Here is a 15,191-nt window from a genome sequence, read left to right as displayed (position 1 = left end):
CCCGGCGCCTGTCAGACCGGCAGTGATCGGATCGTTCCCCCATTCGTCGCAAATCGATTGCCTTGCGCGGGGCGGCAGGCAAAGAACGGGCGAAGGGAATAAAGGGGCAAATGCTCATGAAATTTGGTTCGTTCGCGTGCGCGCTGGCAATGGGCGCGGCGTTTCTGCCGGTGGCGGCATTGGCCGACGATCCGCATGATCCAACCATGCGCAGTGCCGCGGCGCGCGCGCGCGACAGCGCGATCATCAAGCGCATGAACCAGCAGCAGCTCGCCTATGTCCGCGAGCGCGACGCCCGGAACCGCCCGACCTACCGCGTGTCGCGCAGGGACCGCGAAGCCTATGCCGACGCCCGTGCCGACTATGCGCGGGAGATGGCCGCCTGGCGCCGCGCCGTCGCCGCCTGCAATGCGGGCCGATGGGAATATTGCGACAATTGAAGCATCAGCGGACAGCGGGAATCTCCTCGTTGCTGCTGCGGCTTATCTGATAGGGCTCCATGCCTTGCGGCTGGACGCTGAGCCGCGCCGACCAGCCCTTGCGCGCATCGATAGCGGCCCTGCTGAGCGTCACCGGCGCCGCGCCAGCCCTCAGTTCGGCGCGATTGGCGGTGTGGACGGTTGAGGCGCCTGCGATCTGGAGGTCGACCTCCACCCGGACCTTCTCAGGCCAGGCCGCCAGGACGCTGATCACGGCCTGATTCCCCTCGGTCCGGACGTCGAGCCACACCGGACGGTCCGGATCGGCGGCATGGGCAGAAGAGATCATCATCATTCCCGGCAGCAATAGGGTGGCGATACGCAAAAGCATCGAAGGCATGGGCTCATCCTCCGGTCGGGCCGGGTAGGATGATGACCTGGCCGGTCGCTCCGCCCCCGTCCGGAGCAGGGCTGTTGCCCGGTGTCTTGGGCGTGCTGTAGATGTCCAATGCGGACGGGTTCTGGTTGAGATAGGCGGCCAGTGCGTCAGGCCCGATTTCGCGCGCCAGCGTCTCGGGCGTCGGTTGCTGTCCGCGCTGGCGGAGCAATTCCGCCGCCCTGGCGACTTCGCCGGCCAGGTCGCGCTTGTCATCGCCCTTGACCAGCGCGGCTTCGCCCTTGCCGCTTTCCCTCGGTGCCTCCAGGGTCGGGGGCAGTTGCGGTAGTTGCGCGGGATTGCCGTTCCGGGGCGCAGCGACATTGGGCACGGCCAGGTCGCTTGCGTGCGGCTGCGGATGGGCCAGCTGTTCGACCTCCAAGCCGGGATTGGCCGCCTGCGCCGCGGCGCTGCCTTGCTGGAGCAGGAGAAACAGGGGCAGGGCGATGCCGGGCATTTGCTTGGTCCTCGATCCGTTTCTCAATGGCGGTTTCTCAATGGCCGGTTCTCAATGAGCGGTCTGGGTGATGGTGATCGCCGCGCCGCCCGTCTGGGTCAGCGCCAGCCCCAGGCCATTGCCGGTCTGGCTAAGCGCCGCCGCATTGCCATCGCCATTTTGCGTCAGAGCCAGACGATTGTCATCGCCGTTCTGCGTCATGGTCGCGCTATTGTCCTGGCCATGTTGGCGCAGGCTCATCTCGTTCATGCCCACATAGGCGGTCTGAGACAGGGCCGCGAAATTGGCGGCGCCCGATTGATCGAGCAGCATCATGTTGCTCCCACCCGCGTCGGCAAACTGGTCCAGGCGGCCCAGATGACCATCTCCGGTCAGCGACAGTTCCACGCCGTTTGCGCCCGATCCGCCCTGGTTGAGGCGTATGTCGTTGGCGGAACCATGGATGGTCAGGCGGGCCGACTGGCCGCTCCCCACCTGCGTGACGGCAAGGGCATTGCCGTCGCCGATCTGCTGGACGTCGACCGCGGCGGCATTGGCCGCGCTCTGGTCCACCAATATGCCGTTGCCCCGGCCCAGGCTGACTATCTCCGCGCTGGTTTGCGCCATGGATGCGAAGGGGACCGCAACGGCAAGGACAGGCAATAGGGCAAGCATCGGCTTCATCGGCGCACCTCGGGTGGAAAAAAGGGGAAGCGGCGGCGGGCCATTCGCATCGCCCGCCGCCACCCCTGGGGTAAACTTACTGGTTCACCGTGGCGATATTGCCGATCCCGGACTGGACCACCGACGAGATGTTATAGTCGGTGCTCTGCGTCACATTGGCAATATTGGCTAGCCCGCTCTGCGACACGAAGGAGTTGTTGCCGTCACCGGTCTGCGTCACATTGGCGACCAGGCTGGTGCCGTTCTGATAGATGGCCGACTGGTTGAGATCGCCGGTCACGGTCAGCCTGGCATAGTTGCCAAGGCCGCCTTGCTCGATGATCGACCCGTTACCGTCGCCGGTCTGGCCGACCAGGGCGAGATTGTTCTCCCCGACCTGCTGCACCGACGAGCCGTTGCCGTCGCCAAGCTGCGTGACATAGGCCTGCTGGTCGAGACCGCCCTGAACGACGGCGGAAGCGTTGCCGTCACCGATCTGCGTCACGCCGACGATGCTGAACTGGGCATCCAGATCGAGCGCGCTGGACTGCGCGACGCTGGAATGGTTGTCGTCGCCCTGCTGCTTGATCGCGACGGCCGCCGTATAGCCGAGCTGGCCGACCTGCGACTGGTTGCGGTCGCCGTCCTGATCGACCGTCACCGCCGCCAGCGCCGCGACTTCCTGGGTGTTCGCCAGATTGTCGTTGCCCTTCTGGTCGACAATCACCAGCACGCCCGCACCGGCCTGACCCACGGTCGCGCTGTTGCGGTTGCCATCCTGCTTGACGTTGACGCTGCCCAGCACGGTCAACTGGCCGACATTGGCATAGTTGCGGTTGCCGTCCTGATCGACCGCCACCGCCGAATTGGCGGCGATTTCCGTGACGCCGGAGATATTGTCATTGCCATCCTGATCGACATCGACGGTCGATGCGGTCGATGCCTGATAGACGGTGGAGGCGTTGCGATCGCCATTCTGCTTCACATCGACGCTGCTGCCGCCGAACGCGGTCTGCGACACGGTGGAGAAGTTGGCGTTGCCGGTCTGCTTGACCTTCACATCGCCATTGGTGCCGTCCTGCACGACATAGGACTGGTTGCCCGCGCCGAGCTGGAAGACGTCGGCGTCGTTTCCGCTGCCATATTGGTCGACCGACGAATAGCTGCCGTTGCCCGACGATCCGGGGCCGGACTGCTGATAGACGGTCGCGTTGTTGCCGGGGCCGAACTGGTTGATGTTCGAGCCGTTATCCTCGCCCCACTGGGTCGAGCTGGCGGTCGAACCGTCGGCGGCGGCGTTCTGGACGATGAAGCTATAGCCGCCCTCGCCATTCTGGTTGATCGATGCCGTCGCGGAGTCTGCATCCTGCGTGATCGATCCGGTCTGGACGCGGTTGGCCGTGCCGGGGAAGGGGCGGTTGGCGTTGAGCTGAACGATGGTCGCCTGCGACGCGGTGCCCGACTGGATGGCATAGGCGCTGTTGCCTTCGCCGTCCTGGGTCACGTCGGCGCGCGAGGCGCCGGTCTGCGTCACGAAGGCCGCGTTGGTCGGGTTGTTGCTGGTCGGCGTGTCGACGCGGCTGTCCTGATCGACGTGGGCGATGGCGCCGTTGGCCGACTGGTTGATGCCCGACAGATTGTCCGCGCCCGCCTGGACCACGGTCGCCTTGTTGTTGGCGTTGCTCTGGACGATCTGGGAGTCGGAGCTGATCGCGGCGGTCTGAGTGACGTTGGCATTCTGGGCCGAACCCGACTGGGTGACGATGCTGGTGGAGGTATCGGCATGAGCGGCGGTGGCAAGAGCCAGGGCCGACGCCGCGCCGAGAAGGAATATTTTCATGGGTCTTGCCCCCTGCGAAGGAGGTCCGGGCCTCAGCGAAGAGGCCCGGACTGGGATGAACTTATTGTGCGACGTAGGCGATGTTGCCGGTGCCGGTCTGATCGACGAACGAGACGTTGCCGTTGGTCGTCTGGCTGACATTGGCGTAGTTGTTCGCACCGCCCTGGAGGATGGTGGACGCGTTCAGGTTGCCGGACTGGTAGGTGACGGCATCGTTGTTGGTGCCGTACTGGTTCACCAGCGCGTCATTGTCGCTGCCGGTCTGGTCGATGTCCGAATTGCCGCTGAAGCCGCTCTGGAGAACGGTGGCGCTGTTCAGCGAACCCGACTGGTCGATGTCCGAATAGCTGCTGCGGTTGATCTGCTCGACATAGGCGAGCTGCGTCGAACCCGACTGGGTGATGGTGGAGGTGTTGCCGTAGCTGGTGTCCGAACCGCCCGACTGGGCCACGCCCTGCACGACCGTGGCCGAGCTGTTGCTGGCCGACTGCTGGATGTCCGAAAACTGCCAGTCGTCCTTCTGGGTGACGCTTGCCGCGCTGTTGTTGCCCGACTGGGCGATCGTCGACACGTTCGGAATGATCAGCGTCTGGGCATTCTGGTTGACCGCGGCACTGTTGCGATTGCCCGACTGGGTGATGGTCGAGCGGTTGAGCGGCGGGTTGTTGCCGTCGCCATCGTCGGTCTGCACGACCGAAGCGCTGTTGCTGAAGCCGATCTGGGTAATGGTCGAGATGCTGCCCTTGACGCCGCCCTGGGTGGTGTAGGCCTGGTTGCCGCCGCCGTTCTGGTCGATGAAGGACTGGTTGTCCGCGCCGTCCTGGACGACGCCGGCGGTGTTGTTGTCGCCGCTCTGGTTCACGTCGGCGAGCTGGTTGCTGCCGATCTGATAGATGGAGCTGCCGTTGCGATAGCCGGTCTGCGACACGGTCGCTTCATGGCTGCCGTTGCCGCCCTGATAGACGGACGAGCTGTTTTCATAGGTCGAATCGCCCGAATTGGCGACGCCCTGCGTGACGGTGGCGACGTTGCCGTTGCTGGCCTGCTCCACATAGCTGTTCTGGCCGTCATCCTTCTGCGTGACGGTGGTGGCGTTGGTGTTGCCCGACTGGATGACGGTCGAGGCATTCTTGGTCGACGGCGGATAGTTGAACGACGTTTCCAGCGTCTGCGACACGATGGCCGAGTTGCTCGCGCCGGTCTGCTGGATGTTCGATGTCTGGACCGGGGTTGCGCCGGTGGCATCGTCGGCCTGGGTCAGCTTGGCATAGTTGCTCGCACCCGTCTGGTTGATCGTGGAAGAACCGCCGGTCTGGGCGGCGACCTGATCGACATAGGCCTGGTTGTTGGTGCTGCTCTGCGTGACCGAGCTGGTCGAGCTGTTGGCATAGGCGGTGGTGGTCAGCGCGAACGCCGACACCGCGGTCAAAAGGATCTTCTTCATCCCACATTCTCCCGAAAAGGGCATCATGCCCCCTGTTATGGCCGGTAGGGTCCGGCTGCTCTGCCCGGCCTCAAGAGCAGCCGGCGGAAGAGATGGATCATGCAGGGGTTGCCCGGACGCGCGGCCGTTCTCACGGAACCAGGGCGGATTGCCTTGGCGCACGCATCTGTGCCACATTGTGGCGTGGGTTCCTGAAACTCACGATCCGGACATGGTTTTCCGCAAACCATGTCCGACCTGGTCCGTCAGCGTCTTGACGCCAATCACCGCCGCTGGCGGACCAGCCCATTCATGCTATTTCGGTTCATCCTCTCCTGTGTCTCATTTCCCGGCGGGCCGGGCTTGGACGATTTTCGTCTGAAGCGCGGGATCGCCGACTGCCGGCCCGCTGACGATCTGCGTCTGAATCCGGGGCGGTGTCGTCGCGGCGTGGCGTGAAGCGACCTGACAGGCGCCGGTCACTTTCGATCCGTCGGCGCGCTGCGGCAGGACCACATCCTGTGCCTTGATCGAGTCCCGTTCCGCCACATAGTCGCGCAACAGGTTCGCGCTGTAATCCTCGGTCGTGCCGAAGCACCACAAGTCCTGCAACGCGCCCTCGGCGATCAGCGCATAGACGGCCTTTTCGACGGCCTGCTGCACCGCAAGCTGATCGGGCTCGTTGAACGTCACGCCCGCTTCCAGTTCCAGCAGGTCCTTGAACCCGACATAGCGGAAGGCATTGGCCCCCAGCGCCACCGAAGCGATCGACTTGCGCACATTGACCGATGTCAGCACCTCGCCCGTCTTGACGCTCACCGCGCGCAGATAGAGGGTGACGGTATCCTCGCGATATTGTGAGCTGCCCCCGATCCCCAGGAAGCGTGCGCCCGCACCGCCGGTCTTGACGTTGCTGTCATAGCCGATGATCCCGCCCTCCAGCAGCAGCCCGGCAAAGAGCAGCGGCGGCAATGCCTGGGGATTGACCTGCTTTTCTCCCAGATAGGAGGCACGCATTTCGCGGATGACAGCGCGTTCACGCAGCACATTGTCCAGCCGCTCGCGCTCGATCACCTGGAAGAACTGGCGGTTGCCGGCATCCTGCAAGGCTTTGACCAGGATCGACGTTGCGCCCTGGGTCACCGCGCGGGACAGGGTCTGCACATTGTCGGTGGGCTTGAACTGGCCGGTCTGGTCGGTGAAGCCATAGACCGCCACGGCGACCTTCTTGCCGCTGGCGGGCAGCAGGGCCAGGCGGTTCTGGATCTGGGATGGCTTGGCCATGACCGGCTGCTGCCAGCTCACCGGATTGGCCGTCGCGCAGCCCGAAAGAACGGCCGCCGCCGCCAGCATAGGCAGGCAGGACCGCAGCGAGGAAAGGCGCATCAACCGGCCCCCTGCAGTAAGGGTACGACGATTTCGCTGACCGAACCCGATGCCAGGTCGCTGATCGTCAGCGTCACCGAATCGACGCCACGCACGAAGCTGATTTCCTGGTCCCCGAACTTGATGAGGCCGCTTTCCTGCGCATTCGCGCCGAAGATCACGTCGGTGATCTGCGATGCCAGCGTAGAAAGCAGGCGGCTTTGCAATGTCCGCAAGAATTGAGAGGCAGGATCGGAGCTCGTCGTTGCCGTCGGATCCTTATATTTGTTGATCGCGTTCGCCACGCCCAGAAGATGGGCCGAATTGAACGGATTGCCGCCAAAGGACGGATTGTTCGGGGTATAGACAAGATCGGATGCCGAAGCAGCATCGGGTCTTACCAAGGCGAAGACCATCATCGCCGCCATGATGACGACGCCCCCTTTTCTTGCCGCTGACATTAGCCCTCCGTATTTCCAGCCAATCAAAATGCGATGCGACCCGCAGGATATGGCTCCGTTGAGGACAGGAAATCCTTATTCTTCGGTCGATTTGACCTGAATCAAGAATTGCAATTCCTGCCTGTGAGGAGGTTGATGATTTAACCTTTTGTTAATTCCGTTGCGAGCGGCTTATTACGTCTGGCATATATCGATTCGCATCACCAAAATTGGTGAGGTGGGGCTATTAACTGATTATTAACCATTAAATATCCCGACGAAGGGCAGGCCGGGGGGTCAGAATGTCCGAAAACGGTACAGTCGAGGGATCGATTGTTGATGGTGTCCGGAAGGTGGGGGAAGTGCTGAGCGACGGGGCGATATTGGAAAGTGCGGCGTTGAGCTGGCTGGACGGCGGCTCGACCGCGCGCCTGATTCTCGACCGGGATTTTGCCATACTCTGGGCCAATCGTGCTGCTCGCAAGGTGTTGCAGGCACGGCAGGGACTGGAGGAGCGGGAGGGTATATTGACCTTCGGCCAGAATGCCGGTTCCGGCGCTCTGGCAGTGGAAGCGGGCAAGTTGCGGGGGGAGGAGATGCTGATCCAGTCGTACGGATTGGGCGGCGACATGAGCGCGGTCATCGTCATCCGGTTGCTGCCCGGCGATCGTGCCGGCGAGACGCTCTATGGTCTGGAACTGCGTTGGCGCGATGAGGCGGATCACATCCAATATGCCGGCTATCGCGCCTATTTCGGCGTGACCCAAGCGGAGGACCGGGTGCTGCGCCAATTGCTGAAGGGCCTGACTGCGGAAAAATGCGCAGCCAATCTCGACATCAGCGTGGACACCGTGCGCAGCCATATCCGACAGCTCTACAGCAAGATGAGCGTCTCCTCCCGCGAGGCGCTGTTCCATGTGATGATGCCGTTCCGGGTGCAGTAGCCCGGCCGGATCGTCAGTTTTCCCGGCAGCGCAGCGTGGCGAGCGAGGCAAGCAGCATGACCCCGGCGGCGAAGGCCATGGTCCAGATCGGCTCGGTCGGGAAGACATGCCGCATGATCGTGCCCATGACGGTCGCGACCAGCAGTTGAGGGATCACGACGAAGGCGTTGAACAGGCCCATATAGATGCCGAGTTTCGCCTGTGGCACGCTGGAGGCAAGCATCGCATAGGGCATGGCGAGGGTAGAGGCCCAGGCGATGCCGATCGCAACCTCCGGCAACAGCAGCGCCTGCGCGTCGCGGAGGAACAGGAATGAGAGGAAGCCCAGCGCGCCCAGCATCAGCGCGAACGCATGGGTATTGGCTTGCCCGATGCGCCGGGCGAGCGGCTGAAGCAGGAAGGGGGCGGCAAGGGCGGCGACGCCATTATAGGTGGCGAAGAGGATGCCGACCCAATTGCCCCCTTCATTATAGGCCGCGCTTTTCGGATCGGCGGACCCGAAGACATATTGGGCGACGACCGGCGTGGTGTAGATCCACATGATGAACAGCGCCGACCAGGTGAAGAACTGGACGAGCGCGAGGCGCTTCATCATCACGGGCATGGTCGCGAAATTGCCGATCACATGGCCCAGCAGATTGTCACCGCGGCCCTGCCGGTACAACCGGCGCGCGACGATCCTGGCGATGCCATAAGCCGCGAGCAATGCGCCCAGCAGATAGAGCTCCTTCTCCAGCGCCCAGAGATGGACGAGGACGACGACAACCAGCCCGGCGACGATCCAGAGCGGTCCACCAGCCGGAATGGTTGGCGCGGTATCGGGTTCGACGGTCGATGGCTCTTCCGAAGGTTCGAAACGGGCCATCTGCTCGGGCGAATATTCGCGGGTGGTGAGGACGGTCCACAACACCGCCAGGAACAGCGCGCCGCCGCCGATATAAAAGCTGATCCGCACCGTATCGGGGATGCCGGAGCCGGTCGCGACATTGGCGACGCCCAGCCGGTCCAGCAGCCAAGGCGTCGACGATCCGATCACCGCTCCCGCGCCGATGAAGGCGGTCTGGAGCGCATAGCCCGCCATATGCTGCTCCTTCGCCAGCATGTCGCCGACGAAGGCGCGGAACGGCTCCATGGAGACGTTGAGCGAGGCGTCCAGCGCCCACAGCATCATCGCGGCGGCGAGCAGGCCGGGCGCATGAGGCATGCCGAACAGTGCCAGCGCCGCGAACAGCGCCCCCGCGAAGAAATAAGGCCGCCGCCGCCCGAAGCGGCACCATGTCCGGTCGCTATAATGGCCGATGATGGGCTGGACGAGCAGTCCGGTCAGCGGCGCCGCGATCCACAGCAGCGCCAGATCGTCCAGACTCTCGCCCAGCGACTGGAAGATGCGGCTCATATTGGCGTTTTGCAGGGCAAAGCCGATCTGGATGCCGAAAAAGCCGAAGCTGATATTCCACAGTCCCCAAAAGCCCTGACGGGGGCGGGAATGAGAAGCCAGATTATCGTGCGGTTGATCCATACATTCTCAGCCTATTCGCACATATTTCCCATCCCGTGCTCCTGCGAAGGCAGGAGCCCAGTTCAAACGGCAGGACTGGGTTCCTGCCTTCGCAGGAACACGATTCACTATCGGGTCTTCCCACCAATCGCCACGAACCGGATCGCCTGACCACCCCCCGGCGCGAGATCGATGCTCAGCGCATCGCCCTTCTTCACAGCCTTCTTCTCGATCACGATCGCATGACGCGCCTCGGTGCGATAGTCCGCCCCCGGCCCGTCGCGATAAATCTCGGCGGTATAGCGCCGCCCCGCATCAAGGAAATCGAGCTTCACCTGGCTCGACCGCTCTTCCTCATCCCCAATAGCGCCCAGATACCAGTCGTTGCTGCCCTTGGCCTTGCGCGCGATGGTCACATAGTCGCCCACCTCGCCATTCAGCACGCGGGTATCAGACCAGTCGGTCGGCACATCCTTGATGAACTGGAAGGGGCCGGGATATTTGGCGTAATTTTCGGGCGTGTCCGCCGCCATCACGAAGGGCGAATAGAGCACGACATACAGCGCCAACTGCTTGGCGATGGTCGACTGGATCGCGCTCCCCTCCGACCCGGAAAGGCTGAGCACGCCCGGCGTGAAGTCCATGGGACCGCCCAGAATCTGGGTGAAGACGAGGTTCGCTTCATGCTCGGGCGGATTCTTGCCCCCGATCCAGGCGTTGTACTCCATGCCGCGCCCGCCCTCGCGCGCCACCCAGTTCGGATAGGTGCGGCGCAGGCCGGTATCCTTCACCGGCTCATGGCTGTCGATGCTGACCTTATACTTGGCGGCGGTCTGCACGACGCGCAGATAGTGGTTCACCATCCACTGCCCCTCATGCCATTCGCGATGCTGGGAACCGTCGGGATCGACCCGCTCGATCTGCCCGGCATCGGTGACATAGCCGGTCTTCACCACCCGCTCGCCATGATCGGCGGCCCATTGGAACGCGCTGTCGAGCTGGCCGTCATAATGGCTGGCCGATCCGCCCGTCTCATGATGGCCGATCAGCGTCACGCCCTTCAACTTGGCATAGGCCGCCAGCCCATCAGCATCGAAATCCTCGGTCGGCTGAGAGAAATTCATGTCCTTGCCATTGCCGAACCAATTGCCGTCCCAGCCGACATTCCAGCCCTCCACCAGCACGGCGGGAATGCCGTTGGCGGCGGCGAAATCGATGTAATGGCGGACATTGGCGGTCGTCGCGCCATGCTTCGGCCCGCGCGCCCAAGTCCAGTCGCCCTTGATCATGTTCCACCACACGCCGACGAACTTGCCCGGCTTGATCCAGCCTGACACGTCGCCCAGCTTGTTGGGCTCGTTCAAGTTCAGGATCATATGGTTCATGTACAGCCCAGCCGCATCGTCCGCGATGGCGATGGTGCGCCATGGCGTCGAGAAACCGGCGTCGCGCGACACTTTGGGCGCGCCGGAACCGGGCGTCAGCGCAGCGCGGAACGTGTTGCCCTGCGCCCGCGCCAGGTTCATCCCCGCATAGTCAACCAAAGCCGCCTCATGCAGCGCGACATGGGTGCCGCTGGCGAGCTTCACCGTCATCACCGTCTGTGCGGTCCCCACCGCATCGAGCGGCGTCCTGTTGTAAAGATATTCCTCCCGGTTCCATTCGAAGGCGGGCTTCCACCAGGCGGTGCCGCCCTCGGCAAAGGCGAACTGGGTCAGCTCCTCCGCGATATTGGCGTGATGCAGGTTGGCCTGATCCGGCAGCGTGTAACGGAACGCCACGCCATCGTCGAACAGGCGGAAGGTCACGTCCATCTCGCGCTGAAGGTCGCTTTTCTCGCGGAAGGCGAGACGGATTTCATTGTGATGGTCGCGGATGCTGGACCATTCGCCCCAGGGCTGGGTCCATGTCGTGTCGCTCTTGTCGGTCTTGGTATCGGCCAGCGTCAGGTTGCGTTCGATCTTCGGTGCGTCGGTGAACATGAAACCAAGGCGGCTGTCGGCGATCAGCGCCTTGCCGTCGCGCTGCACGGCATAGCTGGGGCGGCCTTCATTATCGAGGCTGATGGTCAGCGTGATGCGGCCATCGGGCGAGGCGGCCTTCGCCACCACATCGGCGCGAGCGGCAGTGGGAAGGAGCGAAAGCGCGAAAAGGGGCAGCGCGAGGGCGGCAAGTTTCTTCATGGGATGGTCCTTCAGGCGTGCGCGACAAGGGCGGAGGCGGCAGGAAAGTGACGGCCTTCGATCCCGCCGGTGGACAGCAGGGGGTGCCAGTCACCGTGCGCGGTCCATGTCGCAGGCTGATCGCTGAGGTTGAAGACGCAGAGAAGACGCTCGCCTTCGAAGCTGCGCTCGAAAGCAAGCAGTTCCTTCGGCGCGTCGAGGAAATCTATGGCTCCGATGCGCAAGGCGGTCGTTTCCTTGCGCAGTGCCAAGACCTTCCGAGTCCAGTGCAGCAGAGAATCCGGCTGCGCTTCCTGCACGTCGACGGCGAGCGCCCGATGCGCCTCCCCGACCGGTAGCCACGGCTTGACGTCCGAAAAGCCCAGATAGGTTGCATCCGCCCGCCAGGGCATCGGCGTGCGCGCCCCGTCGCGGGAAAGCGTCAGCGGCCAGTTGGCGATGGCCTCGGGGTCCTGCAAATCCTCGAACGCGATGTCGACCTGCGGCAGCCCCAGTTCCTCGCCATAATAGAGGAAGATATTGCCGCGCAGGCAGGCGAGCAGCAGCATCTTCATCCGGCAAAAGGCATCCGGGTCCATCCCCTTGGCCCAGCGCGACACGGCACGCGGCGCATCATGATTTTCGAACGCCCAGCTCGGCCAGCCCTCATCGGTTTCGGCAGGCCATTTGACGAGCGCTGTCCTCAGAAACTCGGCGGTCAGTTCCGGCGCATAGAGAAAGTCGAATCCATAAGCTGTATTCAGCCTGCCATCACCCTGCGTGAAGGCCTTCATCTCTGTATCGCTGTCCGCCCCGCCGACTTCGGCCACGGTGAAGCGATCCTGATATTCATCGAACACTTGCCGCACTTTTTCCAGGAACAGCGGAATGTCTGGATGGCTCTGGCTGTACTTCTTGATCTGGAAGTCGAACGGCCGTGTCCTTACCTTGCCATCCTCCGGCGCGGGCGGATTGTCGCGCAACTTTGGATCGTGCATCGAATGGTTGATCGCATCGATGCGGAACCCGTCCACGCCCCGGTCCAGCCAGAAGCGGATGATGTCGAAGACACTTTGCTGCACTTGCGGATGATGCAGGTGCAGTTGCGGCTGCTCGCGCAGAAACTGATGCATATAATATTGGCCGCGCCGCGCATCCCAGGTCCAGGCCGGGCCGCCGAACACCGACTGCCAGTTGTTGGGCGGGGAACCGTCCGGCTTGGGATCGGCCCAGACATACCAGTTCGCCTTGGGATTGTCGCGGCTGGAGCGGCTTTCGATGAACCAGTGATGCTCCTCCGACGTATGCGCCCAGACCTGATCGACGATGATGCGCAGGCCCAGCTCATGCGCCCGCGCCGCCAGTGCGTCGAAATCCTCCAGCGTGCCGAAGATCGGATCGACGTCGCAATAATCCGACACGTCATAGCCGAAATCGCGCATCGGGCTTTTGAAGAAGGGCGACAGCCAGATCGCATCCACGCCGAGGGACGCGACATAGGGCAGGTGGGCGGTGATGCCCTTCAGGTCGCCAATGCCGTCGCCGTTGGAGTCGGCAAAGCTGCGGGGATAGATCTGGTAGATGGCAGCGCCGCGCCACCAGGGCAGGGTCGTGTCTGTCATTGGGGTACGGCACTCCGGACAGCGCAGACGCTGTAGCTGAGAGGGGGTAGGGAGACGGCAATGCTGCCGGGGGCGGAGGCGCTTGCGGCGCATTCGGCTCCGGCGAGGGTGGTGAACTGGTCGGACCGCGTATCGACCTCGACCTGCGCCTTGACCGGCGCGGTGGACGTGTTGAAGGCGATCAATGTTTCCGCCCCGCTGTCGAGATCGAAACGGGAGAGGGCGAACAGGCCCGGCTGGTCGCCCCGCGCCCGGATGACCTCCCGGCCGCGCCGCAACGCCGGATGGGCGGTGCGCAGACCGGCCAGCGCGGCGATCTCCCGATAAAGCGGATGGCCGGTATCGAAGCGCGGCGTCGCCGTGGTGGCGCCGGTGCCCAGCAGGCGATTGTCATTATAGCTCTCGACCCGGCTGCCGAACATATCCTCCCGCGCATCCTGATCGCCGCCGTCCCCGACAAAGCCCTGTTCATCGCCATAATAGATGGTCGGCACGCCGCGCATCGTCAGCAGCATGGCGTTGGCCAGCATCACCCGGCGCAACACCTCCTCGTCGCTCGCCTGCGGGAAAGCCTTGCGCACGAAGGTGGCGAACCGCCCGGCATCATGATTGCTGACGAAGGTCGGCAAGGTCCGCGCCGTCGCCTCGCCATCGCGATAGAGCGCGTCCCCGCTCAGCATCCGTTCCCAGACTGCCGTCGCGCCTTGGCCCGCGACCGTCTCCAGCGCCGCTTGCCGGAAGGCGAAGTCCAGCACCGCGGGAAAGCCGCCCTCCTTCGTATGCCAGGCGAGCGGCCCGGCATCGACTGTCTCGACATAGACTTCCCCGAAAATATGGAAATTCGGGATACCCTTCGCCCTGGCGCGGGCCTGCATCGCGGGAACGAACATCTGCCAGAAATGCGGATCGACATGTTTCGCCGTATCCACCCGGAAGCCATCTATGCCGAAACGATCGATCCAGCCGCCGAAAATCTCGATCATGCCCGCGATCACCCGCGGATTCTCGGTCATCAGGTCGTCCAGCCCCGCAAAGTCCCCCATGGTCGCGCTCTCGCCCGAATAGGTCGTTTCCCCGCGATTATGATAGTAAATCGGATCGTTGAGCCAAGCCGGGTTTTTTGCCCGTTCCTCGCCCTTGGGAATGAAGGGGGGATAGGCATAGGAGGGATCGGTCAGCTTCACGAAATTCGCTTCGCCATGGTCCTGATCGCCCGCGAATCCCGCGTTGATCGCCTTGCCCCCAACGCCGCCCTGCCGCTGATAGGGATAATCGGCGCGCGAACGATAGGGGCAGGGCTTGTCGGCGTTTGTGTTCGGGCATTCCCGATATTGGATCACATCCGCCGTGTGGTTGGCGATGATGTCCATATAGACCTTCATCCCCCGGTGGTGCGCGGCCTCGACCAGCGCGGCGAAATCGGCATCGGTGCCGAAATGCGGGTCGACATGGGTGAAGTCGGTGATCCAGTAACCGTGATAGCCCGCGCTTTCCTGACCCTTTGGCCCTTGCACCGGCTTGTTGCGGAAGATCGGCCCCACCCAGATGGCGGTCGCGCCCAGTCCCTGAATATAATCGAGGCGGCGGATCAGCCCTTTCAGGTCGCCGCCATGATAGAAACCCTTGGAAGTCGGATCATAGCCGGTGACAAGCCGGTCGCCCTTCAATCCGCCCTTGTCATTGGCCGCATCGCCATTGTCGAAGCGGTCGGGCAGGACGAAGTAGATCACCTCATCCTCGGGCAGCCGTGCCCGGAAATCGGACGGCTGGGTGGCAGACAGGGGGAGGGGCGCGGCGAGCGCGCACAGCGCGACGTACAGCAATGCTTTTCTTGCGCGCATGGACATGGCCTCCCCTGCCGCTTCTGGCTTGATTGCAGCGGCTTTCATAGGGGTCTTAATCGGATCGCACCCATGGGGCCAAGCAGCCGACATACGTATTCA

13 protein-coding genes are annotated in these 15,191 nt (G+C 63.3%); 2 read left to right on the top strand and 11 right to left on the bottom strand.

Features of this window, described 5'->3' with window-relative positions:
- The first annotated feature begins 116 nt into the window (after nucleotides 1-116).
- Nucleotides 117-440, top strand: coding sequence for a hypothetical protein (locus YP76_RS09035; protein ID WP_046763319.1), 324 nt, complete (start codon nucleotides 117-119; stop codon nucleotides 438-440).
- A 4-nt stretch (nucleotides 441-444) separates the two neighbouring features.
- Here the strand turns inward: YP76_RS09035 and YP76_RS09030 are convergent, their stop codons facing one another.
- The 7 genes from YP76_RS09030 to YP76_RS09000 form a co-directional block, all read right to left on the bottom strand.
- Complete coding sequence (locus YP76_RS09030; RefSeq protein WP_046763215.1) at nucleotides 445-819, bottom strand: hypothetical protein; 375 nt, start codon at nucleotides 817-819, stop codon at nucleotides 445-447.
- A 4-nt stretch (nucleotides 820-823) separates the two neighbouring features.
- Nucleotides 824-1,312 carry a hypothetical protein gene (locus tag YP76_RS09025; protein WP_046763214.1) on the bottom strand — a complete coding sequence of 163 codons (489 nt, stop codon included), beginning with the start codon at nucleotides 1,310-1,312 and terminating at the stop codon, nucleotides 824-826.
- Nucleotides 1,313-1,363: 51 nt separating this feature from the next.
- Complete coding sequence (locus tag YP76_RS09020) at nucleotides 1,364-1,918, bottom strand: hypothetical protein (protein WP_198147453.1); 555 nt, start codon at nucleotides 1,916-1,918, stop codon at nucleotides 1,364-1,366.
- Between the two features lie 133 nt (nucleotides 1,919-2,051).
- Nucleotides 2,052-3,794, bottom strand: a complete 1,743-nt coding sequence (locus YP76_RS09015) for a hypothetical protein (RefSeq protein WP_046763212.1) — start codon at nucleotides 3,792-3,794, stop codon at nucleotides 2,052-2,054.
- Nucleotides 3,795-3,855: 61 nt separating this feature from the next.
- Nucleotides 3,856-5,238 (bottom strand): hypothetical protein, encoded by a 1,383-nt coding sequence (locus YP76_RS09010; RefSeq protein ID WP_046763211.1) that lies wholly within the window; start codon nucleotides 5,236-5,238, stop codon nucleotides 3,856-3,858.
- Between the two features lie 321 nt (nucleotides 5,239-5,559).
- Nucleotides 5,560-6,603: a CsgG/HfaB family protein gene (locus YP76_RS09005; protein ID WP_052757351.1), complete on the bottom strand. Its 1,044-nt coding sequence runs from the start codon at nucleotides 6,601-6,603 to the stop codon at nucleotides 5,560-5,562.
- Entirely contained in the window at nucleotides 6,603-7,043 is a 441-nt protein-coding gene (locus YP76_RS09000; RefSeq protein ID WP_232307491.1) for a curli assembly protein CsgF, read from the bottom strand. The genes YP76_RS09005 and YP76_RS09000 overlap by 1 nt, the downstream gene beginning before the upstream one ends.
- Before the next feature lie 281 nt (nucleotides 7,044-7,324).
- Between YP76_RS09000 and YP76_RS08995 the strand changes: the two genes are divergently transcribed.
- Complete coding sequence (locus tag YP76_RS08995; protein WP_046763210.1) at nucleotides 7,325-7,966, top strand: helix-turn-helix transcriptional regulator; 642 nt, start codon at nucleotides 7,325-7,327, stop codon at nucleotides 7,964-7,966.
- Nucleotides 7,967-7,979: 13 nt separating this feature from the next.
- Here the strand turns inward: YP76_RS08995 and YP76_RS08990 are convergent, their stop codons facing one another.
- The 4 genes from YP76_RS08990 to YP76_RS08975 all read right to left on the bottom strand — a co-directional run bounded on the left by YP76_RS08990 (nucleotide 7,980) and on the right by YP76_RS08975 (nucleotide 15,089).
- Complete coding sequence (locus YP76_RS08990) at nucleotides 7,980-9,485, bottom strand: MFS transporter (RefSeq protein ID WP_046763209.1); 1,506 nt, start codon at nucleotides 9,483-9,485, stop codon at nucleotides 7,980-7,982.
- A gap of 107 nt (nucleotides 9,486-9,592) precedes the next feature.
- Complete coding sequence (locus YP76_RS08985; protein ID WP_046763208.1) at nucleotides 9,593-11,647, bottom strand: glycoside hydrolase family 97 protein; 2,055 nt, start codon at nucleotides 11,645-11,647, stop codon at nucleotides 9,593-9,595.
- 11 nt (nucleotides 11,648-11,658) lie between these two features.
- On the bottom strand, nucleotides 11,659-13,248 hold the full coding sequence (locus YP76_RS08980) for an alpha-glucosidase family protein (RefSeq protein ID WP_046763207.1): 1,590 nt from the start codon (nucleotides 13,246-13,248) through the stop codon (nucleotides 11,659-11,661).
- Nucleotides 13,245-15,089, bottom strand: a complete 1,845-nt coding sequence (locus YP76_RS08975; RefSeq protein WP_046763316.1) for an alpha-amylase family glycosyl hydrolase — start codon at nucleotides 15,087-15,089, stop codon at nucleotides 13,245-13,247. Before YP76_RS08975 ends, YP76_RS08980 begins: the two co-directional genes overlap by 4 nt.
- Between the last annotated feature and the right edge of the window lie 102 nt (nucleotides 15,090-15,191).

The sequence above is a fragment of the Sphingobium chungbukense genome (assembly GCF_001005725.1).
GTDB classification, from domain to species: Bacteria; Pseudomonadota; Alphaproteobacteria; order Sphingomonadales; family Sphingomonadaceae; genus Sphingobium; species Sphingobium chungbukense.
Note: the sequence above shows the minus strand (reverse complement) of the source record. Positions and strands in the feature narration are given on the sequence as shown.